The organism is Kutzneria sp. NPDC051319 (assembly GCF_040682195.1).
In the GTDB taxonomy this organism is placed as follows: Bacteria; Actinomycetota; Actinomycetes; order Mycobacteriales; family Pseudonocardiaceae; genus Kutzneria.
In genome coordinates this window covers 1-26,939 of record NZ_JBFBAM010000023.1, presented here as the reverse complement: position 1 = coordinate 26,939, position 26,939 = coordinate 1, and the positions used below count along the sequence as shown (strand labels likewise).

The window sequence follows — 26,939 nt, the reverse complement described above, 5'->3', positions numbered from 1 at the left end:
GTTCGTGCGCAGACCACGAACCGCCCTCGCGATGTCGCTGGCCGCCGCCACGGCGGTGCTCGACGAGACCACGCTGGCCGCCCTGCGCCGCGTCTGCGACCTGGCCCCTGGCCCGGCGCTGGACGACCTGACCACGCCACGGGCCCGGAAGGTGTTGCGGGACACCGAGGTGCTCGTAACGGGATGGGGCTGCCCGCCGCTGGACGCCGCCGCGCTGGCGGCCGCGCCGCAACTGCGCGCGGTGGTGCACACCGGCGGTTCCGTCCGCGGCCACGTCACCGAGGAATGCTGGGCGCGCGGCATCGAGGTCGCCTCCGCCGCCGCGGCCAACGCGCTGCCGGTCGCCGAGTACACCGTCGCGATGATTCTGTTGAGCGGCAAGAAGGTGCTCGAACGGGCCCGGGAGTACCGGTCGTCCCGGCGGGTGGAGGACTGGCTCGCGACGCCGCCGGGCATCGGCAACTTCGACCGCACCGTCGGCATCCTGTCCGCGTCGATGATCGGCCGCCGGGTGATCGAGCTGTTGCGGCCCTACAGCTTCCGCATCCTGCTGCACGATCCGTTCGTGACGTCGCGGGAAACGGCTGCGCTAGGCGCGGAAGCGGTCGACCTGGACCAGCTGTTCACCCGCAGCGACGTGGTCAGCGTGCACACCCCGCTGCTGCCGTCTACGCGCGGGCTGGTCGACCGGGCCCTGATCGCGTCGATGCGCCCCGACGCCGTGCTGATCAACACCGCCCGTGGCGCGATCCTCGACCAGGATGCGCTGGCCGAGGCCACCGCCGCCGGGCGCATCCGCGCCGTGCTGGACGTGACCGAGCCGGAGGTGCTGCCGGCCGACCATCCCTTGTGGGAGCACGATAATGTGCTGATCACCCCACACCTGGCCGGCTCGCAGGGCTCCGAGTGGCGTCGCCTCGCGGACACGGCTGTGGCCGAGGTGGCCCGGTGGGCGGCGGGCCGGGGCTTCGCGCATCCGGTGCCACGCGAAGGGCTGGGACGCATCGCATGAGCATGCCGCGGCTGCCGGCCGAGGACCGGCGACTGAGCCCCCGCACCGGCTACACACGCCGGCACTGGGAGGCAGTCGCCGACGGTCTGGTCGAGGCCGCGTGGCGGTGGGCCAGCCCCCGTGGGGCGCTGCTCCACCTGCCCGGGCGGCCGTCGTCGAACGGGGTTCGCTCGGACGGACTTGAGGGCTACGCCAGGACTTTCCTGGCCGCCGCCTGCCGCATCGCGGGCGCGGGCGGCGACGATCCACACGGGTGGCTGCCGCGCTATGCCGACGGCATCCGGGCCGGCGTTCGCACGCCCGGCCGGGACGACGAGGAGTCGTGGCCGGTCATCCTCGATCACGACGTCGCCGGCCAGCCCATGGTGGAGTCCGCCTCGGTGGCCCTCGGGCTGCGGCTGACCCGGCCGTGGCTGTGGGACCGCCTCGACGAGCCGACCCAGGACCGCGTCGAGGACTGGCTGCGGGGCGCGTTGCGGCACGTGCCGTCGCCCAACAACTGGTATCTGTTCCCGTTCACGGTGGCCGGTTTCCTGGAATCCGTGGGTCGGGGCGACGCCGAGACGGCGCACGCCCGCGCCCGGGCCCTGGAGCTGCTGGACACCTGGTATCGGGGCGACGGCTGGTACTCCGACGGCGACGGCCGCGCGTTCGACCACTACAACGGGTGGGCGCTGCACCTGTATCCCGTGCTCGACGCGCACCTGACCGGCAAGGTGGACGTGCACGGGGAGCGGCTGCGCCGGCACCTGGCCGACCTGGCGCTGATGTTCGGCGGCGACGGCGCGCCGCTGCACTTCGGCCGGTCGCTGACCTACCGCTTCGCTGCGGCATCGGCGATCGGCCTCGGCGCGGTCACCGGCGACACCCCGCTGGTCCCAGGGGTTTCCCGCCGGCTGCTGAGCGGCGCGCTGCGCCACTTCCTCGATCACGGCGCGGTGGACCTGACGGGGCTGCTGAGCATCGGCTGGCACGCCCCCCATCAGCCCACCGCCCAACACTATTCCGGCCCTGCCTCGCCGTACTGGGCGTCCAAGGCCTTCGTGTGCCTGCTCGCGCCGGAGGACCACCCGTTGTGGATGGACGAGGAGCTTCCCGCGCCCGTCGAGGAACGAGACCACGTGGTCGCTCTGCCGACGCCGGGCCTGTTGATACAGTCCACTGTGGCCGATGGCATCGTCCGTGTGCACAACCATGGCAGCGACCACGTCCGCCCGGACGAGGGCGAATCGGCGGCCGGCGACGATCCGCACTACGGCCGCCAGGCGTATTCCACCCGGACCGGGCCGACCGCGCCCGGCAACATCGCCGACAACCACCTCAACGTCATCGTCGACGGGATCGGCAGCGTGCGGCGGCGGATCCGCCCGCTCGGCGCCGGACCGGACTGGGCCGCCTCCTGGCACCGACCCGTGTTCGTGTCGGGCTCGCCGATGCGCCCCGGCCTGCGGGTGGAGAGCGTCACGGTGGCGCGCGGGCCGTGGGAGCTGCGGGTCCACCGGGTGATCGCCGCGCCGTGCGGAGCCCGGGTCGAGCTCACCGGCTGGGCGACCTCGGGGACGCCGCGCTCACGATTGTTTCCCTTGCACGGCTGGGAATCGGGTGGCGAGGCCCCAGCCCCGTACGGCACCGCCTTCGCCACGACGGTCACGGTGCCGCGGCTGACCGCCGATGTCGAGGGCAGCGCGCTGTTCGTCGCGCTGGCCATACTCACCGCCGACCCGGCGCCGCCGTCGTCGCCGGTCGTCGAGGTTCCCGACGGGGACCGGATCCTCGTGCACTGGCGGGACGGCCGCCACACCCGAATCGCCTTCGATCCCCTGGTGGTGAACCACTCGTGAGAAGCGCCCTGCTGGTGGCGGCCGTTCTCCTCGTCGCAACCGCCCCTCCCTTACTGGCACCGCCGGCGCACGCCGACGGCTTCGAACGCGTGCTGAACGGCTCCTTCGCCACCGGCAAGACACCGTGGTGGAGCAGCGGCAGCACACCGTCCCAAGTGGACGACGGCCGGCTCTGCGCCGATGTGCCGGCGGGCACGGTCAATCCGTGGGACTCGATGATCGGCCAGAACGACATCCCCCTGGAGGCCGGCCAGCCGTACACCCTGCGCTTCACCGCGTCGGCCACGTCGAACGTGACGATCCGAGCCGCGTTGGCGCTGGCTGTGAAGCCCAATACGTCGATGTTCACGAAGGCCGTGACGATCGGGACCACGGTCAAATCCTTCACGGTCACCGGTGTCGCGACGATCGCGACCCTGAGCGGACAGCTGGGCTTCCAGCTCGGTGCCAACGCCGGCGCGTTCACGTTCTGTGTGGACGACGTGTCGCTGACCGGCGGCGTGATCCCGCCCGGCGGCGGCCACGACTACGGCTCGCCGATCCGCGTCAACCAGCTCGGCTACCTGCCGTCCGGCCCCAAACAGGCATCCATTGTGGACAACGCTGACCGCCCCCTGTCCTGGCAGCTCAAGGATTCCGACGGCCGGACAGTCGCCACCGGTCGAACAAAGGTGCAGGGCGACGACGCCATGTCCGGCGACCACGTGCATATCGCCGACTTCTCGACGTACCGCCGCAGTGGTCACGGCTACACTCTGACCGTCGGCTCCTCGGTCAGCGAACCGTTCGACATCGAGGCCGACCTGTACGACTCGCTGCGCCGGGATTCGCTGGAGTACTTCTACGACAACCGAAGCGGCACTCCGATCGAGGCCGCCTACGCCGGCGCGGCCTACGCCCGGCCCGCCGGCCACATCGGCGTCGCCCCGAACAAGGGCGACACGAGCGTGCCGTGCCTGCCGGGAACCTGCGACTACAGCCTCGATGTGGCCGGCGGCTGGTACGACGCCGGTGACCAGGGCAAGTACGTCGTCAACGGTGGCCTGGCGACGTGGCAGCTGATGGACTCCTACGAGCGGCAGCGGTCCGGTGACGGGCTGCTGGCGATTCCCGAGAACCACAACGGGATCCCGGACGTCCTCGACGAGTCCCGGTGGGAGATGGAGTTCCTGCTGAGCATGCAGGTGCCGGCCGGGCAGCCGCTGGCCGGCATGGTCCACCACAAGATCCACGACCTGGCCTGGACGCCCCTGCCGACCATGCCGCAGAACGACCCGCAGCCCCGGTACCTGCACCCGCCGTCGACGGCGGCGACGCTGAACCTGGCAGCCACGGCGGCCCAGTGCGCACGGGTGTGGGCGTTGTGGGACAAGGCCTTCGCGCAGCGGTGTCTGACCGCCGCCCGCACCGCCTGGCAGGCAGCGCTGGCGCACCCGGCGATCTACGCCCCGGCCGACGACAACGTCGGCGGCGGCGCCTACGACGACACCGACGTGAGCGACGAGTTCTCCTGGGCGGCGGCGGAGCTGTACGCCACCACCGGCGACCACACGTACCTCGGCCACATCACCACCGGCATCACCTCGGCCGGCTTCTCCTGGCGTGACACCGGGGCGCTGGCGGATCTGACGATCGTGCGGGCGCCGTGGCGGTTCCCGGCGATCATGGTGCTCAAGGCCCGGGCCCGCGTGCTCAAGGTGGCGGACGGTTACGTCAAGGACCTGAAGTCGCAGGGATATCCCAATCCCTACCGGCCGACGGACGGCCAGTACGTGTGGGGCTCCAACAGCGCCACCACGAACAACGGCCTGATCATCGCCACCGCCTACGACCTGACCGGCCGTCCCGGGTACCGCGACGCGGCGCTGGAGTCGATGGACTACCTGCTCGGCCGCAACGCCGTGAACCAGTCCTTCGTCACCGGCTACGGCGAACGCGCCAGCCACAACGAGCACAACCGGATCTTCGCCCACGAGCTGGATCCGGCCCTGCCCAGCCCGCCTACCGGTTCGATGGCCGGCGGTCCGAACTCGGGCCTGCAGGATCCGGTGGCGCAGCAGAACCTGCCGGGCTGCCGGCCGGCCAAGTGCTACCTCGACGAGATCGACTCGTACTCCACCAACGAGGTGGCGATCAACTGGAACTCCTCGCTGGCCTGGCTGGCCGGCTTCGTCGATTCCCTGCGACCGTAACCGAAAGGAGGTCCACGATGAGGTGGGCCGTCCTCTCCGCGACCCTGCTGGTGCTGGCCGGCGGCGTGCCCGCACCCGCCGCCACCGCCGGCTTCTACGTCAATCCCGACTCGGCCCCGGCCGCCTGGGTGCGGGCCAACCCCGGCGATTCCCGGGCCAGCACGATCCAGGCCTCCATCGCCGGCCGGCCGATCGCCCGTTGGTTCGGCGATGACGCGAACATCGGCGCTACCGTCGGCAGTTACGTCGGCGCGGCGGCCAGCCACAACCAGTTGCCGGTGCTGGTCGCCTACAACCTGCCGGGGCGGGACGTCTGCGGCGGCGAGTCCAGCGGCGGCGCAAGCGGCGTCGGCGCGTACGAGACGTGGGTCTCCGGCTTCGCCGCCGGCATCGGGACCAAGCCCGCGGTGGTGGTCATCGAGCCGGACGGCCTGGCCGACATCAGCTGCATGACGTCGTCCTCGGACATCGCCGACCGGCTGGCCATGCTCGCCTTCGCCGCGCGGATGTTCCACGAGAAGGCCCCCACCGCGTCGGCCTATCTCGACGCCGGCAACGCCGGCTGGGTCGCCGCCGACACCATGGCCGGCCGGCTGAAGTCCGCCGGTGTCAGTGATATCCGGGGGTTCGCGCTCAACGTGTCCAACTTCTACACGACGGCTTCGTCGATCACCTACGCCAATGCCGTCAACGCCGCCCTCGGCCGCGCCGCCGGGTTCGTGATCGACACCAGCCGCAACGGCAACGGCTCGAACGGCCAGTGGTGCAACCCTTCCGGGCGCAAGCTCGGCACAGCGCCGCAGAACGGGGGCGGCGCGGACATGTTGTTGTGGATCAAGACGCCCGGGGTGTCCGACGGCAAGTGCGGGGTCGCGCCCACGGTCCCGGCCGGTCAGTTCAGCCCCGACCTGGCCGTCCGACTGATCAACGGCACCTGATGGCCTGGCGGTTCGCGGTGAGCACGCTGGGCATGCCCGGCGTGCCACTGGCCCAAGCCGTGCGCACCGCCGTCGCGCACGGCTGCGAGGGCCTGGAGATCCGGGCGCACCCGGACGAGGAGGTCCACCTCGGCATGGCGTCCGCCGCCACGGCGCGACGGTTGATCGCCGACGCCGGGCTGGAGGTCGCTTGCCTCGCCGGCTACGCCAAGGTGTGCGCGCCGGGTCCGGACGGGCCGGTGATCGCCGAGCTCCGGGCCCTGGTCGACCTCGCCCACCAGCTCGGGGCGCCGTCGATCCGCGTGTTCCCCGGCGGCGACGGCGCTGCGTACGACCGGATTGCGGCAGTGCTCGACGACGTGCGGGCGGCCGGCGTGCGGCTGCTCGTCGAGACGCACGACTCGCACCCGACCGGGGAGGCTGTGCTGACGATCGTCGAACCGATCGGGCAGCCGGCGGCGGTGGCCGCTTTGTGGGACGCGGTGCATCCGTGGCGGCAGGGCGAGTCGCCCGCCCGCACTCGGGCCGTGCTCGGCGACTACTTCGGATACTTCCAGCTCAAGGACGCCCGTGCGGCCGACCCGACGCCGCTGCCGCCCGGTGACGGCGAGGTCCCGCTCGCGGAGTGCGCCGAGGTCCTCCAGGCGTGGTCCGGCTGGGTCTCGGTGGAGTGGGAGCGCGCCTGGTACCCGGACATTCCGCCGGTGGAGACCGCGCTGGATGCCGCCTCCCGCTGGCTGCTCGCTAATCGGCTGTGACGCGCTGACCTGCACAAACTGATCTATACGCACGGTGTATACCTTCAGTGTATAGTCCGATGGCATGGCACAGAACGCGCTCGAAGTCCGCAGGATCGGTCCGAGTGGGACGGTCGTCCGGCCGCCAGCGAGGATCGCCTGGCCGGCGATCGGCTCCGTGGCGGTCGGAGTGGTGGTGCTGCTCCTAGCGATGGCCTCGCGCTACGGCTACTACCGCGACGAGCTGTACTTCCGGATGCTCAGCGACCATCCGGCGCTCGGATACGTGGACCAACCACCGTTGACGCCCTGGCTGGCGGGCCTGGCCACGCACCTGTTCGGCGACACGGCGGTGGGCATCCGGGTGCCGGCGGCGCTGTGCGCGGCGGCGGCCGTGGTGCTCACGGCCATGATCGCCGCGGAGTTGGGCGGCTCGGCCCGGGCGCAGGTCACCGCGGCGCTGGGCACCGCCGGGTCCTGCTACGTCCTGCTGGTCGGGCACACGCTGCTGACCTCTAGCTTCGACCTGGCGGCGTGGCTGGCCGTGGCGCTGTTCGCGCTGAAGGCCCTGCTGCGATCCGAGGGCACGTGGTGGCTGTGGGCCGGCGTGGCCGTCGGGCTGAGCCTCTACAACAAGTACCTCATCGCCCTGTTCGGCCTCGGCCTGCTGGTCGGCCTGCTGGCGGCCGGCCCGCGCCGAGTGCTGGTCAGCCGCCCGCTGCTGGCCGGTGTCGCGATCGCGCTGGTCATTGGCGTGCCGAACATCCTGTACCAGGCGACGCACGACTGGCCCCAGCTGAAGATGGCCGCCGCCCTCGGCGCGGACGGCAACAGCGACCGGAACCGCCTGTTCATGCTGCCTGGCCAGCTGATCCTGGTCGGCCTGCCGCTGGCCCCGATCTGGATCGCCGGCCTGGTCGGGCTGCTCAAGCGTCCGGGGACCCGCGCGGTGGCGTTGAGCTTCCCGGTCGCGCTGGCCCTGGTCTTCGCCACCGGCGGCCGCATGGACTACGCCGCCCCGCTGCTGTTCGTGCTGTTCGCGGCCGGGTGTGTCGGGCTGGACACGTGGGCGTTCAGCCGGGGCCGGCGTCGCCTGGTGACGTGGGCGCTGGCGCTGAACACGGGGCTGTCGGTGCTGCTCACGCTGCCGGTGCTGCCGGAATCGGTGGTCGCGCACACCCCGATCCCGATGGCCAACGTCGAGGTGCGGGACAGCATGGGCTGGCCGGAACTTGCCCACCAGGTGCGGGACGTGGTCGCGGGCCTGCCGGCCGGCGAGCAGCCGGTGCTGCTGGCCCAGGACTACGGCGAGGCCGGCGCCCTGGCCCGCTGGCCCGACGGCCTGCCCGCCGTCTACAGCGGACACAACGAACTGGCGACCTGGCTGCCGCCCGAGTCGGCGACCACGGTCGTGGCGGTCGGCATCAACCCCGATCTGCTGGCTCCGAGCTTCGCCCAGTGCGCGTTGGTCGGGACGGTGGAGCTCGGCGCGGACGTCGGCAACCAGGCCCAGCATGCCCCGATCGTGGTGTGCACCGGCCGGCAGTGGTCCTGGCAGCAACTCTGGCCTCGCCTCGTCCACCTGGGCTGACCTGCGTTTATCCGCTATACACGAAGCGTATAGACGTGATGTATAGTGGCCAGTGGGCTCACCACTGGCGGGGACACCCGCGGAAGCCGATGATGGCTCGACTAGTCGGGGGACGGACGAGAGATGAGCGTGACGACAGCATCCACGGACGACACGCTGGCCGGCGGCCGACGCGAGGAGGCGCTGCTGCGCGGCGTCGACCTGTCCAAGGCGTTCGGCCCGACGCCCGCCCTTGAACGGGCCAGCCTGGCCGTGCGCGCGGGTGAGGTGGTCGCGGTGATGGGCCCCTCGGGCTCGGGCAAGTCCACACTGCTGCACTGCCTGGCCGGCATCATCGCCCCGGACGCCGGCGCCGTGCACTACGCCGGCGCCGACATCGGGGCCATGTCGGACATGGAGCGCAGCGCCCTGCGTCGCACCGAATTCGGCTTCGTGTTCCAGTTCGGGCAGCTGGTGCCCGAGCTGACCTGCCTGGAGAACGTGACCCTGCCGCTGCGGCTGGCCGGCGTCGGCCGCCGCGACGCCGACAAGACCGCCCGCGAATGGCTGGCCCGGCTGGAGGTCTCGGACGTCGCGGGCAGTCGACCGGGCGACGTATCCGGTGGTCAGGGTCAGCGCGTGGCGGTGGCCCGTGCGCTGGTGGCCGGGCCGCGGGTGGTCTTCGCCGACGAGCCGACCGGCGCGCTGGACTCCCTCAACGGCGAGCGGGTGATGAGCCTGCTGGTGGCGGCGGCCAAGGACACCGGCGCCGCCGTCGTGCTCGTCACGCATGAGGCGCGGGTCGCCGCCTACTCCGATCGCGAGGTCATCGTGCGCGACGGCAAGACCCGGGATGTTCCGTGACATCGACGGTCTCGCGGCCGGTCGTGCGGGACAGCTGGCTGCGCGACTTCGCGCTGGGCATCCGGCTGGCCGTCGGCGGCGGCCGGACGTCCTGGGCGCGGCTGGCGCTCGGCACCGTCGGCATCGGGCTCGCCGCCACGGTCCTGCTGCTGTTCGCCTCGGTCGGCACCATCACGGGCGGCGTGAACGGCCGTCTCGCCGGGCGAGAGGCCAACTCCACCGTGATCAGCGGCGTCAGCCCGACCCAGTACTTCCCATCCGACCTGGCCTTCCGCAACACCACCATCAACGGCGCCTACCTGCACGGCACCGGTCCGAACTCGCCGGTCCCGCCCGGCATCGGCGCGCTGCCCGGCCCGGACCAGGTCGTGGTGTCGCCGGCGCTGGCCCGCCTGCTCGACGCGAACCCGGACCTGCGGCACCGGTTCCCGCAGAAGATCGTCGGCACGATCGGCGACGCCGGGCTCCGCGGCCCGGCCGACCTGCTGTTCTACGCCGGCGCCGGGCCGCTGCCGACGGTCGGGCCGGGTCTGACCACCGTGGTCGACGCGTACTCCTTCGGCCGGAAGGGCCTGTCGGGCCTGGGGGATCCGACGCTGTTGATCGTGACGGTGATCGGCAGCGTCGCGCTGCTGGTCCCGATCTTCATCTTTGTCGCGGTGAGCAGCCGCATCGCCGGCGCGCAACGGGATCGACGGCTGGCCGCGCTGCGCCTGGTCGGCGCGGGGGACCGGCAGGTGCGTCGGATCGCCGCCGCCGAGTCGCTGGTCAGCGCAGTCATCGGCATCGTGTTCGGCGCCCTGGCCTTCCTGGGTCTGCGGCAGCTGGCGCCCCGGTTCGAGCTGCTCGGCTGGAGCTTCTTCACCTCGGACGTCGTGCCGTCGCCGCTGCTGGCCGTCCTGGTCGTCGCGCTGATCCCGGTGCTGACCGTCGGCACGGTGCTGTTCACCATGCGCCGCGTGATCATCGAGCCGCTGGGCGTGGTGCGCGGTGGCAAGCCGATCCGCCGACGGGGATGGTGGCGGTTCGCGCTGATCGTCGGCGGCGCCGCGCTGTTGCTGGCCGGCAGCGCCGTCGCCGTCGACAACTGGCTGGTCGCCCAGGTGACGATCGGCGCCACGGCGTTGTTGATCGGCGTGCCGGCGATCCTGCCGTGGTTGCTGGAGCGGGTGGTCGACCGGGTTCACGGCGGTTCCCCGTCCTGGCAGCTGGCCATCCGCCGGCTCCAGATGGACAGCGGCACCCCGGCCCGCGTGGTCAGCGGCGTCGCCGTGGTGCTGGCCAGCGCCATCGCCATACAGCTGATGCTGCTGTCGACGTCCACTCAGTACACGAGCTTGGGGGCGGTCGACGGCAAGGACTGGGTGACCGTGTACTCCACCGCCGCTGCCGTCGACCGCGTCACCGCCGACCTGGCCAAGACGCCGGCGGCCAAGCAGGTGCACCTGATCGAGAGCGTCAACGCCGTCAAGGACAAGGCGACCTACGGCCTCACCGTGGCGTCCTGCCCGACCATCGAGCTCGTCCTGCACGTGAACAACTGCGTTGACGGGCAAGGGTTTCTGGCCGGTTCCGCGTTCCAGGCGGCGCCGAAACCGGGCGACACCTGGACACTGGTCGCCGCCACCTACGGGCCTGCCGCCTCGAAGGTCCTCGGCTCGTACACCGTGCCGGCCAACCTGACCCCGGTGACGCAGCCGGTCGGCCACGGCTCGGGACCGTACATTATGGACGGTGTCGTGCTGACCCCGGTCGCGGCTTCCGGCCTGCCCGTGGACAAACACGCCGAGGCGTGGGTGGTCACCGATCCCGGGCAGGCCGACGCCACCGATCAGATCGCCGCCGCGGTCGCCGGCCTGACCTGGCAGGTTTTTGTCTCCTTCAGCGCCACCGACCTGGTCAACGCCGGCCAGAGCAGCTTCGAGACCATCCGGGCGGCGCTGCTGACCGCGTCGGTGTTCACCTTGCTGCTGGCCGGAATCAGCATGCTGGTGCTCACGCTGGAGCAGGTCCGCGAACGCCGCCGCCCGCTGGCCATGCTCGCCGCCGCCGGCGTGCCGAGATCCGTGCTGGCGCGGTCCTTGCTGTGGCAGACCGCGGTTCCGGTCGTGCTGGGCGTGACGGTGGCCGTCGGTATCGGCATCGCCATTGCGGCCCTCGTCATCCGCCTGACCTCGCTCGGCCTGCACATCGACTGGCCGACGATCGGCATTTCCGCCGGTGTGGCCCTGGTTCTGGTGTTTGTCGTGACGGCGTGCAGCCTGCCGTCCCTGCGCAGCGCCACCCGCCTGTCGGCGCTGCGCACGGAATGATCACGCCTTGGCCAGCAGCTCCCTGACCCGATCGGCCGAGGCCGGCACGCCGGGCTGCTGGTACAGCCAGGAGAAGAAATCCTCCTGGCTCAGGCCCGTCGGCGATGGCGGAAGGTAGCACTCGACGTAGGCCGGGGTGCCGGGCTGGAAGCGCCAGCTGTCGGCCAGGCTGCCGGTGTCCACGGTGTCGTAGCCGATGGTGTCCAGCAGGGTGGCGACGGCGGCGTTGGCCGCGGCGTCGTCACCGGCGATGGCCAGGGCGCTGCGGTCGGCCGCGCCGGCGGGGCGGGGGAGTTCGGCCAGTGCCTTGAAGAAGATGTTGTTGAACGCCTTGACCACGTGCGACTCGGCGAGGTGCCGCTGCACGAGCGCGCTGGACGTCAGCTCGCCGGAGTCGAGCTCGGCGATCTTGCCGTCGCGGTCCGGGTAGTAGTTCAGGGTGTCGATCACCGTCTTGCCGGCCAGCTCGGCCGCCGGCAGCTTCGGGTAGGCGTGCAGCGGGATGCTGGCGACCACGATGTCGCCGGCCTTCGCGGCCTCGGCCGGCGTCGCCGCGCGGGCCCGGTCGCCCAGCTCGGCCACCAGGTCGGCCAGCGTCTCCGGGCCGCGCGAGTTGCTGAGCACGACGTCGATGCCGGCGTTGACGGCCAGGCGGGCCACGGTGCCGCCGATCATGCCGGCGCCGATGAATGCGAGTGTCACGATGCCCTCCAAATGGCAGTCGAATGTCACTTCTTCGGACGCTAGCACAAGTGGCAGACGACTGTCGGTTGCTAGGGTGGGGGTGTGACCGAGCGGACCGTGCGCGCCGACGCCGCGCGCAACAGCGAGCGCATCCTGCGTGCGACGCGGGAGGTGTTCGCCAACCTCGGTCCCGACGCGCCGCTGGAGGAGGTCGCCCGCCGGGCCGGCCTCGGCATCAGGACCCTCTACCGGCACTTCCCGTCCAAGGACGACCTGGTCCAGGCGGTGATCAACCTCAACGTCGCCGAGGAGCTGACCGCGTTCATCGAGCGGGCCTCAGCCGACGACAACCCGCTGCGCGGCCTGACCAGCCTGTTCGAGGCGACGCTGGACCTGGTCGAACGCGACCGGCACATGGTGACCGCCGTCAACAACTCCAGCGTCGTCACGTGTGAGAGTGCGACCTCGCTCCGGGCAGCGCTGGCCTCCTTGACCGGCCGGGCCCAGGAAGCCGGTCTCGTGCGGGCCGATGTGACGCCGGACGACATCCACCGGCTCCTGACCATGCTGAGCAGCGTCGCCTACGCCGACGACGGCTGGCGGCGCTACGTCGTGCTCGTGCTGGATGCCTTGTCGCCCAACGGAACCACTTCGCTGCCGCCCGCGTCCTCGACCGCCGCCGTTTGCGGGACCTTCGACCTGCGCTGAACCACGGCCAGCAGGGCGCCGACGATCGTGATCAGCGCGCCGACGGCCTCGATCGTGGTGAACGACTCGCCCAGGAACACCACCGAGGAGACGGTCCCGAACACCGGCACGGAGAACATCGCGACGGTGGCCGTGGTGGGGCCGACGACGTGCAGCGCGCGGTAGTAGAACAGATAGGCGATCGCCGTGGGGCCGACGGCCAGGAACGCGATGATGACCCAAGTGGACGGACGCACGTCGTCCCAGTCCGTTGTGGACAGCGACGGGACTGCCGTCAGCGCCAGGGCCAGCGCGCCCGCGCCGGTGGCGTAGGTGGTGGCGCGCAGCGGTTCCATGCCGCGCAACACCTTCTTGGAGGCGATGCTGTACGCGGCCCAGCACGCGGCGGCCAGCAGGTAGAGGACGTCGCCGCCCAGACGCGCGCCGGAGACGCCGCCGGCCCCGATGCCGACGAAGAACACGATCGCGCCGGCAACGCCGGTCACCAAGCCGACGATCCGCAGCGCCGACGCGGTTTCCCGGCCCGAGACCAGCAGGGCGACGGTGGTCAGGACGGGGCTGAACACCGGCACGATGATGCTGCCGTCGATGGCCGGGGCCAGGGTCAGGCCCCAGAAGAAGAAAAAGTTGTAGGCGAAGACGCCGACCAGGCCGACGCCGCCGGCCACGCGCAGATCGCGCCAGGAGAACCGCATCCTGTCAGGGCGCGGCAACAGCAGCAGCACGAGGACCACGGCGGCCCCGCCGAAGCGCAGCATCGCCGCCACCTCGTGCGGCAGCTCGCCGACGACGACCTTCGATCCGGTGAAGGCCGTGCCGAACAGGACCATGGTGATCAGCAGGTAGAGGTACGGCCCGGTGCGCGGCCCGTCGGTGGAGTGGTCGGACATGGCTCATATCGTGCTGCCGGTTCCGGCCGCCGTCTTGTACGTTCCTGACATGGTCGGTGAACCGGAGGTGCGCGCGTGGCGCCCGGAGGTGCCCGGCATCACCGAGGTGTTCCACGCCCACTTCACCAAACACGCCTACCCGCTGCACACGCATACCGTGTGGACACTGCTCATCCTGGACGACGGCGTCCTGCACTTCGACCTGGACCGGCACGATCACGACACGCTGCGCTCCCAGGTCCTGCTGCTGCCGCCGCACGTGCCCCACGACGGCCGGACCGCCGCGCCCGAGGGCTTCCGCAAACGGGTCATCTACCTGGCCGAGGACGCGCTGTCCGCCACGCTGATCGGGCCGACCACCGACAGCCCGAACCTGGCCGATCCGTTGCTGCGGGACCGGATCGCCCGCCTGCACGGTGTGCTGGCGCAGCCCGGCGAGTCCTTCGAGGCGGAGAGCAGGCTGGCGTTGATCGTCGACCGCCTCGACACGCGGCTGCGGCGGCAACCGGTGGACCTGGCGCCGATCCGTCGGGGCGTGGCCGACGACCTGCACGACCTTCTGGACGCCCGGCTGGCCAGCGGGCTGACCCTGGACGAGGCGGCCGGGTTGCTGCACAGCCATCCCGCGCACCTGGTCCGGGCCTTCACGCGGCGGTTCGCCATTCCGCCGCACCAGTACATGACCGGCCGACGGGTGGAGATGGCCCGACAACTGTTGTTGTCCGGGCTGCCGGCCGGGGCGGTCGCGGCCGAGGTCGGGTTCTACGACCAGTCGCACCTGACCCGGCACTTCAAGCGGATGCTCGGCGTGAGCCCGTCGCGTTATGCGGGCGCTACCTCAGGCCGTCGAGCAGGGCGTTGAGGCCCAGCCGCCAGCGGCGTTCGATGGAGTGCCGGGTGCCGAGGCGGTGGGCGCTCTCGGCCTTGGCCATTCCCTCGGCGTAGACGAACAGCACGAGGGCGATGTCGACGGGATCGCCGCTGAGCAGACCGCCGTCGACGGCGTCGCGCACGCGGCGGGTGAAGATCTTGCGGACCCGCACGCCGGCCTTGGTCTCCTCGGCCGTGGGGTCGAAGTCGGCGAAGGGCCGGGCGAACATGATCTCGGCCAGCACCGGGTTGCTGACGATGAAGCGGCGGAAGGCGTCGGCCAGTTCCCGGACGGCGTCGAGGGGATCGGGCGTCTCGGGCAGGGCGGCCAGCTCGTCGGCCAGCAGGTGGAAGCCGTGGAAGAAGACCTCGCGCACGATGCCGGCCTTGTCGCCGAAGACCTCGTAGATCGCCGGCAGGGAGGCGTTGGCCCGGCCGGCCACGGCCCGGGTGGTCAGGCCCGCGACGCCGTCCTCGGCCAGCACAGCCAGGGCGCCGGCCAGGCCGCGTTCGCGGAGGTCTTCGGTGCGCTGCTTCACCCGGGGCACGTGGCCGATCTTAGCAGGCTCGTTACGTAACGGCGTTAGAAATGTCTGGATCAGCGTTACGGAACGGCGATACGATACAGTGGCCGGGTGACCGCCACCGTTGTTGAGCTGCTGCGTGAGCGCAAGCGGCAGGGGAGTGTGCCCGGACGGCGTCGTGACGACGCCCGACTGGTGCTGTTGGTCGAGGGCGGCAGCTCTCGCGGCGCTTATTCGAGCGGCATGACCATCGCCATCGAACGACTCGGCCTGCTGCCGGCGTTCGACGCGGTGTACGGCAGCTCGGCCGGGTCGCTGAACGCCGCCTGGCTGCTGTGCGGCCGCGCAGAGAAGACCCAGCACGCCTGGTGGGACCCGGAGATCATGGGCGCCACCATCAGCCCGCGCCGCGTCCTGCGTGGACAACCCGTCGTGGACACGGGCTATCTCGTGAACACCGTCTACACGTCGGTCATGCCGATGGGCTTCCGCGAGGTGCTGGACAACCCTGTCGAGTTCCATCCCATGGCCACTGACGCCCGCACCGGCCAGCCGGTCGACCTGCACGACCAGGTCCATGACCAGGCCAGCCTCCAGGCGGCGCTCCGGGCGTCGACCGCGATGCCCTTCCTGGCCGGCGATCCGGTCGAGATCGGCGGGCGAGCGCTGGTCGACGCCGGCGTGAGCGAGGGCGTGCCGATACGGACGGCGTTGGCCCAGGGCGCCACCCACATCGTCGCCCTGCGGACCCGCCGCGCCGACGAGCCCGCGCTGGCTCCTTCCCGCGGCGAACGGCTCCTGCTGTCGCGGTGGTTCGCCCGCCACGCGCCGGGGTGCACCGAACCGTGGCTGCACCGGGCGGAGATCCGCGCGCATGAGGAGCGCCTGCTGGAGTCGCATCCGGCCGCCGTGTCGATCCGCCCGCCGCTGGGGAGCCCGACGGTCGGCCGTACCGAACGCCGGGCTCCGGTGCTTCGCTCCGTTGTGGACACCGGCCGGGAGGCGGCGATGGATGTGCTGGAAGAACCCGTGTGAGGCCCTTACAGGCGGTCGGCGTCCATCACGGCCTTGGCGAAGTCCTGCGGGGCCTCCTGCGGCACGTTGTGGCCGATGCCCCGGAAGATCCGATGCTCGTAGCGGCCGGTGAACTTGTTCCGGTAGGCCTTGCCGTCGATGGCCGCGCCGTCGAAGTCGGAGCCGATGGTGATGGCCGGAACGGTGATGGGCGGGGCGGCCTGGAGCTTCTGCTCGATGGCGTCGTACTGGGCCTCGCCCGGGGCCAGGCTGAGCATCCAGCGGTAGTTGTGGATGACGATCGCCACGTGGTCGGGGTTGGTGAAGGACCTGGCGCTGCGGTCGTAGGTGGCGTCGGAGAACTTCCAGCCGGGCGAGGCGGTCTGCCAGATGAGCTTGTTGAAGTCGTGGACGTTCTGTCGGTAGCCGGCTTCGCCGCGGTCGGTGGCGAAGTAGTACTGGTACCACCAGCCCCGCTCGGCGGCCGGAGCCAGGGGCTGTTGCTGGGCCTTGAGATTGTTGAGCAGATAACCGCTGACCATGGCGGCGGCCTTGACCCGCTCGGGCCACAGTGCGGCGACGCTCGTGACGGTCCGGCCGCCCCAGTCGTAGCCGCCGAGGACGGCCTTGTCGATGTGCAGGGCGTCCATCAGCGCCACGAGGTCGGCCGCGGTGGTGGCCTGCTGTCCATTGCGGACGGTGTCGGCCGACAGGAACGTTGTGGTGCCATAGCCCCGCAGGTACGGGATGATGACGCGGTAGCCCGCGGCGGCGAGGATCGGGGCGACGTCGACGTAGGCGAAGATGTCGTACGGCCAGCCGTGCAGCAGGATCACCGGCTGGCCATTGGCCGGGCCGTCCTCGGCGTAGCCGATGTCCAGCGGGCCGGCCTTGATCTGTTTGAGCGAGGCGAAGGAGGTGCGCCCGGGCGTGCTCGCGGCGGAGACGGGGGCGGCCGCCCTGCCCGTCGAGCAGCCGGCGATCGACGCCGTGGCCACGACTCCGGCGAAGCCTTGGGTGAACTGTCTCCTGTTGAGCATCGGGAACTCCTGTCGAGGGCAACGATCGGTGCCTGGTCGACGCTAACCGCGGTCGACCGGAGCGGGCCACTGTGTGATGACGTAATCCTTGTACGTCAACGGTCTCGGCCGGCTTCCGTGTACCGTGATGGTGTCACCAGCACGCTCCACGCGCATCTCCGGCATAAGGCGGCGCAGCCAGCGGAGAACGAAGTAGTTGCCGCACAGCACATCGCAGCGGATGTGCTTGGCGTCGATCGTCAGCTCTCGCACCAGGCGGCCGCCGACCCCTTGCCGCCTATACGCTTCCGCGACGACAACACCCACGTCGACGGCATTGTCAACCGATGCCGCCATGCCGCCGTCGCCGTCCTGTGTAACCGGTGCCGCCATGCCGTGGCCGATCACCACGTCGCCGTCCCAGGCGAGCAGTGCGTTGTCGCCGACCAGGATCTGGATCAGAGCATCGGTCACTTTCGGGAGCTCGCTGAAGAAGCGCTGGTGCCGGCTGGTCGGGGAGAGTCCGTCGAGGAACCGGCGAACCGGGTCGCAGTCGCCCGGCCGGGCCGGTCGAATCACCGTCACCAAGGGACTATGGCGTCGCGGGATGCCCGGCCGCTACCCGAAAACGGGGGTATCCGCATTGCGCGCCGGCGACCGGGGGCCCAATGATGTTAGTGGTTGCTAACGCGGAGGAATCCCCATGATTGACACCAGGTTGGACGAGCGGCACGAGACGCTGCGCAAGACCGTGGCGGCCTTCGCCCGGGACGAGGTGGCGCCGGTCATCGGCGACTTCTACCGGCGCGAGGCGTTCCCGTACGAGATCGTGGCCAAGATGGGCCGCATGGGTCTGTTCGGCCTGCCCTTCCCTGAGGAGTACGGCGGCATGGGCGGCGACTACTTCGCGCTCTGCCTGGTCCTGGAGGAGCTGGCCCGGATCGACTCCTCAGTGGCGGTGACGCTGGAGGCCGGGGTTTCCCTTGGTGCGATGCCGATCTACCGGTTCGGCACCGAGCAGCAGAAGAGGGAGTGGCTGCCGTCGCTGTGCAGCGGGCAGATGCTCGGGGCGTTCGGGCTGACCGAGACGGGCGCGGGATCGGACGCCGGAGCCCTGCGCACGACGGCGGTCCGGGACGGCGGGGAGTGGGTGATCAACGGCAACAAGGCCTACATCACCAACGCCGGCACGGACATCACCGGCATGATCACCGTGACGGCGGTGACCGGCGTCGCCGAGGACGGCGGCAAAGCGATCTCCACGATCATCGTGCCGGCCGGAACGCCCGGCCTGAGCGTGTCGCAGCCGTACTCCAAGGTGGGCTGGACGGCCTCCGACACCCGCGAGCTCCGCTTCGACGACCTACGGGTGCCGGTGGGCAATCTGCTGGGCGGCGAGGGCCGCGGATACGCTCAGTTCCTGTCCACTTTGGCCGAAGGCCGGATCGCGATCTCCGCCGTGGCCGTGGGTCTGGCCCAGGGCTGCGTGGACGAGTGCGTGCGGTTCGCCCGCGAGCGGGAGACGTTCGGCCGGCCCATCGGCAAGCACCAGGCCATCCAGTTCAAGATCGCCGACATGGCCGCCCGCGTGCACACCGCGCGGCTGGCCTACTACGAGGCGGCGGCCAAAATGCTGCGCGGCGAGCCGTTCCGGCGCGAGTCGGCCATCGCCAAGCTGGTGTCCTCCAACGCGGCCATGGACAACGCCCGCGACGCCACGCAGATCTTCGGCGGCATGGGCTTCATCAACGACACGCCGGTGGCCCGCTTCTACCGTGACGCCAAGATCCTGGAGATCGGCGAGGGCACCAGCGAGGTCCAGCGCATGCTCATCGCCCGGGAGCTGGGCCTGTGAACCCCTTGTCCCGCACGCGAACCCACTCCTGGACGGATCCGGCGGAGCTGGCCGTGCTCGCCCGCACCATGTCGGGCCTGGACTTCCTGCGGATGCTGGCCGGCGACGAGACCCGGATTCCCATGGCCAGCACGCTTCCGTTCCGCATCACCGAGGTCGAGGAGGGCCGGGTCGTGTTCGTCGGCGAGATCGGCGAACACGTCTACAATCCGATCGGCACCGTGCACGGCGGTTTCGCCGCCACCCTGATGGACGGCACCGCCGGCAGCGCCATCCACACCACCCTCCCGGCCGGCATCGGCTACGTCAGCATGGATCTGTCGTTGCACTACCTGCGGCCGATCACCATGGACAACGCCGGCCCGATCAGCGCCATCGGCACCGTGCTCAATCGCGGCCGTCGCACCGGACTGGCCGCTGTGGAGCTTCGTGACGGCGACGATCGCCTGCTGGTGCAGGCAACCAGCTCGTGCCTGCTGTTCGACCTCGAAGGATGACCATGGGACAACGGACCTACAGCTGGAACGACCCGCACGAGCTGGACAAGCTCGGGCGGGGCATGGACGGCCTGGAGTTCACCCGGCACCTGATGGAGGCCGGCGAGGACGGGCGGATGCCGATCGCCTCCACCTACGGCTTCCGACTGGCCGAGGTCGAGCCGGGCCGGGTGGTGTTCGTCGCCGAGGTCGGCGAGCACCTGTACAACCCGATCGGCGCGGTGCACGGCGGTTTCGCCGCCACCCTGCTGGACAGCGCCGCCGGCAGCGCCATCCACACCACGGTTCCGGCCGGCACCCCGTACACGACTCTCGACCTGTCCGTGCACTATCTCCGCCCGATCACCGTGGATGTCGGCCCGGTGCGGGCGATCGGCGTCGTGCTCAATCGCGGCCGCCGAACGGCGTTGGCCCGGGCCGAGGTCCTGGACAGGAACGACCGGCTGTTGGCGTACGCGATCAGCTCCTGCATGGTGTTCCCGACCGATGGGTGACGTGCGGCAGGTGCTCGACGAGCTGCTCCCCGAGCGGCTGATGCGGCTGCGCAAGGCCACCGGCATGCCGGTCGTCCTCGGCGGCGCGATCGCCGGCCGGGAGCTGGTGCTGGACCGGCATATGGGCACGCTCGGCGACGCCATGCACGGCTTGGTCGTGCAGCCCGGCAAGGGCCTGGGCGGTAGTGTGTTGCGGCACAAGGCCCCGCTGCGCGTGAACGACTACGTGACCACTTCGGCGATCACTCACGAGTACGACCAGGCGGTGCGGGCGGAGCGATTCACCTCCGTGTTCGCCGTGCCCGTGGTGGTCTGGGGCGAGGTTCGCGGCGTCCTGTACGGTGCCGTGCGCGACCGTCGGCCCATCGGCGACCGGACCGTGCAGAGCGCCGTCACCGTGGCCGCGGAGTTGCGGTCCGATGTGGAGGGTCGGCTTCGCCGGGGCGGTGCCCTGGCGGAGCTGGCCGCCGTCATCCGTGAGATGAAGGACCCGGAGCTGCGGGCCCGTTTGCTTCGCGTGCAACGGGAGTTGTCGCCGGCGCCGCCGCTCAAGTCCGTGCTCGCGCCCCGGGAGATCGACACGCTGCGGCTGGTCGAGGTCGGCGCCGGCAACCAGGAGATCGCCGCCCGGCTCGGGCTGAGCGTGGAGACCGTGAAGGCCTATCTGCGGTCAGCCATGCGGAAACTCGGTGTGCACAACCGCACCGCCGCCGCCCACCAGGCCCGACGGCACGACATGCTGTAGCCGGCGCGAATATCGGGCAGCTTTGGCGTGGGAATCGCGCCAGTGGCACGATGGAGGCCCAGCAGCGGCCATCCGGGGGAGAACGTGTCCTTGCGCTTCGCGGTGTTCGGGGGCGTGCGGGCCTTCGACGGTGACGACGAGGTCGACGTCGGTCACGCCCGCCAACGGCAAGTGCTGGCGGCGCTGGTGGTGGAGGCCGGGCGCACGGTGCCGGCCGACGGGCTGGTGGACCGGGTCTGGGGCGACCGGCCGCCGAGGCTGGCACGGAACACGCTGAACAGCTATTTCTCCCGGCTGCGGGCGTTGGGCGTGCCGGTGGTGGCCGAGCGCGGCGGTTACAGGGTGGACATCGCCCGCGCGGCGGTGGACGCCAACGAGTTCCGGGACCTGGTCGCGGCGGCGGCCGTGGCCGAGGACGACGAGGCAGCGGCGGCGTTGTTGGGGCGGGCGCTGGACATGTCCCAGGAAGAGGCGCTGGCCGGTATCGACACGCTGTGGGCCGACGCGCTGCGCGAGGACCTGGGGCGGCTGCGGTTCACGGCGCGGCTGGACCTCAACGACATCGAGCTGCGCCGCCGTCGGCACACGCAGATCCTGCCGCAGCTGGACGAGCTGATCGCGGAGCATCCCCTGGACGAGCGCCTGAGCGGGCAGACCATGCTCGCGCTGTACCGGGCCGGCCGCCAGGCCCGTGCGATCGCCGAGTACGAGCGGATCCGGACCCGGCTGGGCACCGAGCTGGGCGTGGACCCGAGCCCGCCGTTGCAAGCCGTCTACCAGCGGATACTCACCGGCGACGCCGACGTCGGCGTCGCGGTGACGCCGGTGCCGAGGCAGCTGCCGACCGCGTCGCCGTCGTTCGTCGGCCGGACGGATCTGCTGGCCCAGCTGGACGGCCTGGCCGCCGGCGGGGCCCAGGTCGTGTCGGGGATCGGTGGCGTCGGCAAGACATGGCTGGTGTTGCAGTGGGCCGGCCGCAACGTCGAGCACTTCCCCGACGGCCAGCTGTACGTCGACCTGCACGGATTCGGCCCGGGCGAGCCGATGTCGCCGGACGCCGCGCTGCTCGGCTTCCTCCTGGCGCTGGGCATGGACGCCGCGGTGATCCCGGCCGACGGGCAGTCCCGGGCCGCGCTGTACCGCAGCATGACCGCCGGGCGGCGTCTGCTGGTGGTGCTGGACAACGCCGCCGACACGGCCCAGGTGACGCCACTGCTGCCCGGCGCGGGTGGCGGCGCGGTGTTGATCACCAGCCGGAACCGGCTCACCGGGCTCGTCGCCTCGCACGGGGCACGGTTGGCGCTGGTCGACGTGTTGTCCGACGGTGACGCCCGTGATCTCCTTGCGCGGCAGGTAAGTGCCACGCGGCTGGCCGCCGAGGCCGAGGCGGTCGACGACCTGGTCCGGCACTGCGCCGGGCTTCCGCTGGCGCTGGGGATCCTGGCCGCGCGGGCGGTCACCGAGCCGGATCTGCCGTTGTCCGAGCTGGCCGACGAGCTGCGCGAACACACCTTGGACGGCTTCGACGCCGGCGAGATCGACCTCACCCTGCGGGCGGTGTTCTCATCGAGCCTGCGGCCGCTGCCCGCCGATGCTGTCGAGCTGTTCACCCTGCTCGGCTCCGCGCCCGGCCGTGACACCAGCTTGGCCGCCGCTGCGGCGCTGGCCGGCCGGACCGCCTCGGCGACGCGAAACATCCTGCGGCGGCTGGAAAACGCCAACCTCGTGGTCCGCACGCCGGCCCAGCGGTACCGCATGCACGACCTGGTCCGGTTGTACGCGCGTGAGCTGCCGGCACCGACGTTGCCGGAGGCGCTGCTGCGGGTCGTCGACTTCTACCGCATGAGCATCTGGCACAGCGACGAGGCGCTGCGGGCCACCCATTCCCTCGCGGCGCTGCAACCGCTGGTCGAGGGCGTGGTGCCGGTGCGTCCGTCCACTTTGGAAGAGGCGCTGGCCTGGTTCGACACCGAACACGACTGCCTGCTCGCCGCGGGCGAGGTCGCGGCCGACCAGGGCCGGCCCGCGGCGCTGGTCGACATCCTGATGAAGTCCTCCGAGTTCCGCGTCCGCCGCGGGCGGTTTTTCGAGTGGACCGACCTCGGGCTCCGGGCGATCGAGGTCGCAGACCGGTCCGGCGACGACGTTCTGACGCTGACGGCCCAGCGGTTGTTCGCCAGCAACGCCATTCTCGGCGGCGACCCGGCGTCCACAATAGATGTTCTCGGCGAGGCGCTGGCCACGGCCGAACGGCTGGCCGACCCCAGCCAGCTGGCGCACACCCACCACGTTTTCGCCGGCGCGTGGGAATTCCTGGGCGACCACACCCGGTCTGTGGAGCACAACCTGCGGGTGCTGGCGCTGATCGACCCGGCGGACAAGCCCATGCTCTTCTGCCGCGCGTCGACGGCACTGGCCTTCTGCCGCGCCCGCCTGGGTGCGATCGACGAGGCCGCGGCCGACCTGGAACGCTCGGTGGCCGTCGCCCGCGAGAACGGTTTCGTCAGCGAGGAAGCCAACGCCGTCGGCCAGTTGGCCTGGATCGACCGCAGGCGGGGCAACCTGGAACAGGCGATCGAGCGCTTCGAATGGGTCGTGGACACCGCCGGTCGCATCGGCAACGTGCAGCTGGCGGCGCAGTACCTGGTGGAAATGGCCGAATGCCACCGGGAACTCGACGATGTCGAGCGGGCCCGCGCCGCCTGGTCCCGCGCGCTCCTGTTCTACAGCGGCCAGCCCCGTGGCCGGGTCATCGAACGCATCGAGGAAGGCCTTGCCACCCTGGCCTAGCGGATGCGGAAGCGCCGCATCATCTTCAGTCCGGACAGCATGCTCGTGACGTACTTGTCGGGATCCTGGCCCGGGCGCGGGCCCATCACCTGCTTCTTCAGCACGGCCATGTTCTGCACGTCGGTGTACTTGAGCAGGCCCTGGTCGCCGTGCCGGGCGCCGACGCCGGAGTTCTTGACGCCGCCGGACGGGGTGCCCTTGGCGGCGTAGGCCGTGGCCAGGATGTCGTTGATGTTGACGTTGCCGGACTCGATGCGCGCGGCCACCGCCCGGGCGGCGGCGATGTCGCTGCCCCACACCGAGGCGTTGAGGCCGTAGTCGGTGTCGTTGGCCAGCTCGACGGCTTCGTCGACCGTGCGGTACTTGTGCAGCGCCACCACGGGTCCGAAGGTTTCGGTGACGCCGCAGAGCATGTCCTTGGTGACGCCTTCGAGGATCGTCGGCTCGAAGAACGCGGGCCCGAGATCGGGGCGGGGCCTGCCGCCGCACAACACGGTGGCGCCCTTGGCCACGGCATCGTCCACATGGGACTTGACCCGCCGCATGTGGTCCACGGAGACCAGGGATCCCATCTCCGGCCCGAACTCGTAGGCGGCCCGGACGTCCAGGTCCCGCGTCTTGCGGAGATAGGCCGTCTTGAACTCGTCGTAGCGGGACTCCGGCAGGTAGATCCGCTCGATGTGCATGCAGATCTGGCCGGTGTTGCCGAAGGCGCCGAAGATGGCTCCCCGCACGGCGTCGGCTATGTCGGCGTCGGCCAGCACGATCATCGGGTTCTTGCCGCCGAGCTCAAGGCAGCAGCCGATGAGGTTGCGGCCGGCCCGTTCGCCGATAACCTTGCCGGTGGCGGTCGACCCCGTGAACATCACGTAGTCGGCGTTGTCGATCAGGGTCGGGCCGACGTCCGGGCCCTCGCCGCAGACCACCTGGAACAGGCCTTCCGGCAGGCCGGCCTCCTCCAGCATCTGCACGCCGTACAGCGGCGAGAGCGCCGTCTTGTTGTCGGGCTTGAGCACCACGCCGTTGCCGGCCATCAGCGCCGGGATCGCGTCGGAAATGCCGGTGGCGAACGGGAAGTTCCACGGCGCGATGATGCCGACGACGCCCTTGGGCTGGCGGATCTCGGTCGAGGACGTCAGCATCGGCACCGGCCCGCCGCGCCGGGTCGGCGCCAGCAGCTTGGCCGCCCGCTTCAGGTAGTGGCTCATGACCATCGGCGGGTCGCAGGACTCCTCGATCGCCATCAGCCGGTTCTTGCCGCTCTCGACCTGGATGAGATCGGTGACCGTGCGGGCGTTGTCCACGAAGATCGTGTGCGCCCGCTTGAAGACCGCCAGCCGTTCCCGGACCGGCGTGGCGGCCCACTTCCGTTGCGCCGCACGGGACTTGGCGAAGGCCTGCTCGATGTCGTCCGGAGTGGACTGGGGCAGCTCGACCAGCAGCTGCCCGGTGTAGACCTCGGTGAGGTGCCACGGGCTGCCGCCCGGCACCCGGGCGACGAGCTGCCGGAGGAAGGCGTCGGTGGTGGAGGCCGGGCGGGTGAGCTGGACCGGGGTGAGGGTCATGATCCGCTCCCGAGGACGAGGGCCGCGCCCATCTCGCCGATCATGATGCAGGGCGCGTTGGTGTTGCCGCCGGTGACCGACGGCATGATCGAGGCGTCGCACACCCGCAACCCGTCGACCCCGCGGACCTTGAGCTCCGGGGTCACGACCGCGAGCTCGTCCACGCCCATACGACACGTGCCGACACCGTGGTAGACCGAGGTCGCGCGGTTGAGGATCGCGTCGCGCAACTCCTGGCCCTGGAGTTTGATGCCGGGGTGGATCTCCTCCTTGACCGCGCCCTTGAACGCCGGCGAAGCCATGATCTCCCGCACCATCTCGCTGCCCTCGGCCAGCACGTCGAGATCGCCCTGATCGGCCAGGTACTGGAAGTCGATCAGCGGCGTCGCCGTCGGATCGGCCGAGGCCAACCGGAGCGTGCCGCGGCTGCGGGGGTAGATCAGCGTGGTCAGCACGGTCAGCGCCGGCCGCTTGTCGACGTCGTGGCGGATCGGCGCATCCTGGTTCGGCGACACGTAGGCCCACGGCAGGACCTGGAGTTGCAGATCGGGGATGCCGTCGGCCTGGGACGTCTTGAGGAACGCCACCGCCTCGAAGACGGTGTTGGCCAGGAAGCTCTTGCCCGGCCGCATCATCTCCTGGAGCAGGCCGCGCGCGTAGTACGAACCCGTGCCCCGGTTGCGGCTGGAGGACACGTTGAAGGTCAGGGCGTGGAACATGTGGTCGTGGAGGTTGTCGCCGACCGGGAGGTCGGCCAGCACGGTGATGCCGTGCTCCTTGAGGTGGTCGGCATGGCCGATGCCCGACAGCATCAGCAGCTGCGCGGAGCCGACGAAGCCGGCGGCGAGGATGACCTCCTTGCCGGCGCGGACCGTGCGCCGCGTGCCGTCGGCGTCGGTGACCTCGACGCCGACCGCCCGGCCGTTCTCGATGATCACCTTGCGCACCAGCACCTGCGACTGGAGTTCCAGCGTCGCCGGGGCGAGGTGGTGCAGGTAGCCGCGGGAGGCGCTGTAGCGCAGGCCGTCGGCGGCGTTCTGCTGCATCCGACTGACGCCTTCTTGCGACTCGGCGTTGTAGTCGTCGAGGATCGGGCACCCCAGCGCGTCCGCGGTGGCCTCGACGAACTGGAGCGAGGCCTCCTGCGGGGTGCTGCTGCGGGTGATCCGGATCGGTCCGCCGGCGCCCCGGAACGCGTTCTCGCCGTCCTCGAAGTCCTCCATGCGCTTGTAGGCGCCGTTGACGCTGTCGGCGTCCCAGCCGGTGTTGCCCTCGGCCGCCCAGGAGTCGAAGTTGGCGCGGTTGCCCCGGACGTAGACCATGCCGTTGATCGAGCTGGAGCCGCCCACCACCTTGCCGCGGGGCACCGGCATCCGCCGATCGAGAACGTGTTTCTGCGGCACGGAGTAGTAGCCCCAGTCCACGATGCTCTTGAGCTGCGGGACGGCGTGCATCGGGCCGACCAGCCCCGGCTTGCGGACCAGCAGCTGCTCGTCGCTCTTGCCCGCTTCCAGCACGATCACGCTGGCCCCGGACTGGGCCAGTCGGCCGGCGATCGCCGCCCCCGAGCTGCCCGACCCGACCACCACGTAGTCGGCCTCGACCCCGCGCGCCTTCTTCGCCATCAGCCGCTCCTAGCCCGCCGCCCAAAACTGGAACGTGTTCTAGTTCAACGGCCACCGTATTGCGTCGCCCCCTGTTCCGCAACGGTCAGCCCGAAACCCCCCGCGAGTAACGGGGGCCTGTGACGGCCGCTGTTGATGCGGGAAAATAGGCCGGCGTCCGTCCGGGACGCCGACGTGACTGTGATGCCTCGAG

At 70.8% G+C, this 26,939-nt stretch carries 23 protein-coding genes; 16 read left to right on the top strand and 7 right to left on the bottom strand.

From position 1 onward, the window contains the following. The first annotated feature begins 4 nt into the window (after nt 1-4). From AB0M73_RS23375 to AB0M73_RS23340, 8 genes are all read left to right on the top strand, one after another. A complete protein-coding gene (locus tag AB0M73_RS23375; RefSeq protein ID WP_363893829.1) occupies nt 5-1,012 on the top strand; it encodes a hydroxyacid dehydrogenase in 1,008 nt (335 codons plus the stop codon). After that, complete coding sequence (locus AB0M73_RS23370) at nt 1,009-2,853, top strand: DUF2264 domain-containing protein (protein WP_363893826.1); 1,845 nt, start codon at nt 1,009-1,011, stop codon at nt 2,851-2,853. The genes AB0M73_RS23375 and AB0M73_RS23370 overlap by 4 nt, the downstream gene beginning before the upstream one ends. Beyond that, complete coding sequence (locus AB0M73_RS23365) at nt 2,850-5,045, top strand: glycoside hydrolase family 9 protein (protein WP_363893823.1); 2,196 nt, start codon at nt 2,850-2,852, stop codon at nt 5,043-5,045. Before AB0M73_RS23370 ends, AB0M73_RS23365 begins: the two co-directional genes overlap by 4 nt. Nucleotides 5,046-5,062: 17 nt before the next feature. Further along, nucleotides 5,063-5,983: a glycoside hydrolase family 6 protein gene (locus tag AB0M73_RS23360; protein ID WP_363893820.1), complete on the top strand. Its 921-nt coding sequence runs from the start codon at nt 5,063-5,065 to the stop codon at nt 5,981-5,983. Further along, nucleotides 5,983-6,741, top strand: coding sequence for a sugar phosphate isomerase/epimerase family protein (locus tag AB0M73_RS23355; protein WP_363893817.1), 759 nt, complete (start codon nt 5,983-5,985; stop codon nt 6,739-6,741). Before AB0M73_RS23360 ends, AB0M73_RS23355 begins: the two co-directional genes overlap by 1 nt. Before the next feature lie 64 nt (nt 6,742-6,805). Then, the gene (locus tag AB0M73_RS23350) at nt 6,806-8,311 is read left to right on the top strand and encodes a glycosyltransferase family 39 protein (RefSeq protein WP_363893814.1); all 1,506 of its coding nucleotides are present in this window, start codon (nt 6,806-6,808) and stop codon (nt 8,309-8,311) included. 156 nt (nt 8,312-8,467) lie between these two features. Then, nucleotides 8,468-9,154 carry an ABC transporter ATP-binding protein gene (locus AB0M73_RS23345; protein WP_363894072.1) on the top strand — a complete coding sequence of 229 codons (687 nt, stop codon included), beginning with the start codon at nt 8,468-8,470 and terminating at the stop codon, nt 9,152-9,154. Then, a complete protein-coding gene (locus AB0M73_RS23340; RefSeq protein ID WP_363893811.1) occupies nt 9,151-11,466 on the top strand; it encodes an FtsX-like permease family protein in 2,316 nt (771 codons plus the stop codon). The genes AB0M73_RS23345 and AB0M73_RS23340 overlap by 4 nt, the downstream gene beginning before the upstream one ends. Here AB0M73_RS23340 and AB0M73_RS23335 read toward each other — a convergent pair whose 3' ends face one another. Further along, on the bottom strand, nt 11,467-12,168 hold the full coding sequence (locus tag AB0M73_RS23335; protein WP_363893808.1) for an NAD(P)-binding domain-containing protein: 702 nt from the start codon (nt 12,166-12,168) through the stop codon (nt 11,467-11,469). Nucleotides 12,169-12,252: 84 nt separating this feature from the next. On the opposite strand from AB0M73_RS23335, the gene AB0M73_RS23330 reads away from it, so the two are divergent. Beyond that, on the top strand, nt 12,253-12,858 hold the full coding sequence (locus AB0M73_RS23330) for a helix-turn-helix domain-containing protein (protein WP_363893805.1): 606 nt from the start codon (nt 12,253-12,255) through the stop codon (nt 12,856-12,858). Here the strand turns inward: AB0M73_RS23330 and AB0M73_RS23325 are convergent. After that, nucleotides 12,756-13,748 carry a DMT family transporter gene (locus AB0M73_RS23325; RefSeq protein WP_363893802.1) on the bottom strand — a complete coding sequence of 331 codons (993 nt, stop codon included), beginning with the start codon at nt 13,746-13,748 and terminating at the stop codon, nt 12,756-12,758. The two genes, AB0M73_RS23330 and AB0M73_RS23325, sit on opposite strands and share 103 nt — an antisense overlap. A 49-nt stretch (nt 13,749-13,797) precedes the next feature. Here AB0M73_RS23325 and AB0M73_RS23320 point away from each other — a divergent pair, with 49 nt between their 5' ends. Then, nucleotides 13,798-14,610, top strand: coding sequence for an AraC family transcriptional regulator (locus tag AB0M73_RS23320; RefSeq protein WP_363893799.1), 813 nt, complete (start codon nt 13,798-13,800; stop codon nt 14,608-14,610). On the opposite strand, the gene AB0M73_RS23315 is transcribed toward AB0M73_RS23320, so the two are convergent. Then, the gene (locus tag AB0M73_RS23315) at nt 14,582-15,166 is read right to left on the bottom strand and encodes a TetR/AcrR family transcriptional regulator (RefSeq protein WP_363893796.1); all 585 of its coding nucleotides are present in this window, start codon (nt 15,164-15,166) and stop codon (nt 14,582-14,584) included. The two genes, AB0M73_RS23320 and AB0M73_RS23315, sit on opposite strands and share 29 nt — an antisense overlap. 87 nt (nt 15,167-15,253) lie before the next feature. On the opposite strand from AB0M73_RS23315, the gene AB0M73_RS23310 reads away from it, so the two are divergent. After that, on the top strand, nt 15,254-16,177 hold the full coding sequence (locus AB0M73_RS23310; protein ID WP_363893793.1) for a patatin family protein: 924 nt from the start codon (nt 15,254-15,256) through the stop codon (nt 16,175-16,177). 5 nt (nt 16,178-16,182) lie between these two features. Here the strand turns inward: AB0M73_RS23310 and AB0M73_RS23305 are convergent, their stop codons facing one another. Both AB0M73_RS23305 and AB0M73_RS23300 read right to left on the bottom strand, forming a co-directional pair. After that, a complete protein-coding gene (locus AB0M73_RS23305; protein WP_363893790.1) occupies nt 16,183-17,196 on the bottom strand; it encodes an alpha/beta hydrolase in 1,014 nt (337 codons plus the stop codon). Nucleotides 17,197-17,238: 42 nt separating this feature from the next. Beyond that, nucleotides 17,239-17,760: a GNAT family N-acetyltransferase gene (locus AB0M73_RS23300; protein WP_363893787.1), complete on the bottom strand. Its 522-nt coding sequence runs from the start codon at nt 17,758-17,760 to the stop codon at nt 17,239-17,241. A 118-nt stretch (nt 17,761-17,878) separates the two neighbouring features. Between AB0M73_RS23300 and AB0M73_RS23295 the strand changes: the two genes are divergently transcribed. Genes AB0M73_RS23295 through AB0M73_RS23275 form a run of 5 tightly spaced genes read left to right on the top strand, consistent with a single transcriptional unit; the run spans nt 17,879 to nt 23,556 of the window. Further along, nucleotides 17,879-19,030, top strand: coding sequence for an acyl-CoA dehydrogenase family protein (locus AB0M73_RS23295; protein ID WP_363893784.1), 1,152 nt, complete (start codon nt 17,879-17,881; stop codon nt 19,028-19,030). After that, the gene (locus tag AB0M73_RS23290) at nt 19,027-19,527 is read left to right on the top strand and encodes a PaaI family thioesterase (protein ID WP_363893781.1); all 501 of its coding nucleotides are present in this window, start codon (nt 19,027-19,029) and stop codon (nt 19,525-19,527) included. The genes AB0M73_RS23295 and AB0M73_RS23290 overlap by 4 nt, the downstream gene beginning before the upstream one ends. 2 nt (nt 19,528-19,529) lie before the next feature. After that, nucleotides 19,530-20,021 carry a PaaI family thioesterase gene (locus AB0M73_RS23285; protein ID WP_363893778.1) on the top strand — a complete coding sequence of 164 codons (492 nt, stop codon included), beginning with the start codon at nt 19,530-19,532 and terminating at the stop codon, nt 20,019-20,021. Beyond that, entirely contained in the window at nt 20,014-20,766 is a 753-nt protein-coding gene (locus tag AB0M73_RS23280; RefSeq protein WP_363893775.1) for a response regulator transcription factor, read from the top strand. Before AB0M73_RS23285 ends, AB0M73_RS23280 begins: the two co-directional genes overlap by 8 nt. 42 nt (nt 20,767-20,808) lie before the next feature. Next, on the top strand, nt 20,809-23,556 hold the full coding sequence (locus AB0M73_RS23275; protein ID WP_363893772.1) for a BTAD domain-containing putative transcriptional regulator: 2,748 nt from the start codon (nt 20,809-20,811) through the stop codon (nt 23,554-23,556). Here AB0M73_RS23275 and AB0M73_RS23270 read toward each other — a convergent pair. Together AB0M73_RS23270 and AB0M73_RS23265 are read right to left on the bottom strand one after the other, a co-directional pair. Continuing rightward, nucleotides 23,553-25,121 carry a succinic semialdehyde dehydrogenase gene (locus tag AB0M73_RS23270; RefSeq protein ID WP_363893770.1) on the bottom strand — a complete coding sequence of 523 codons (1,569 nt, stop codon included), beginning with the start codon at nt 25,119-25,121 and terminating at the stop codon, nt 23,553-23,555. The two genes, AB0M73_RS23275 and AB0M73_RS23270, sit on opposite strands and share 4 nt — an antisense overlap. Then, complete coding sequence (locus AB0M73_RS23265; protein WP_363894068.1) at nt 25,118-26,749, bottom strand: GMC family oxidoreductase N-terminal domain-containing protein; 1,632 nt, start codon at nt 26,747-26,749, stop codon at nt 25,118-25,120. The genes AB0M73_RS23270 and AB0M73_RS23265 overlap by 4 nt, the downstream gene beginning before the upstream one ends. Between the last annotated feature and the right edge of the window lie 190 nt (nt 26,750-26,939).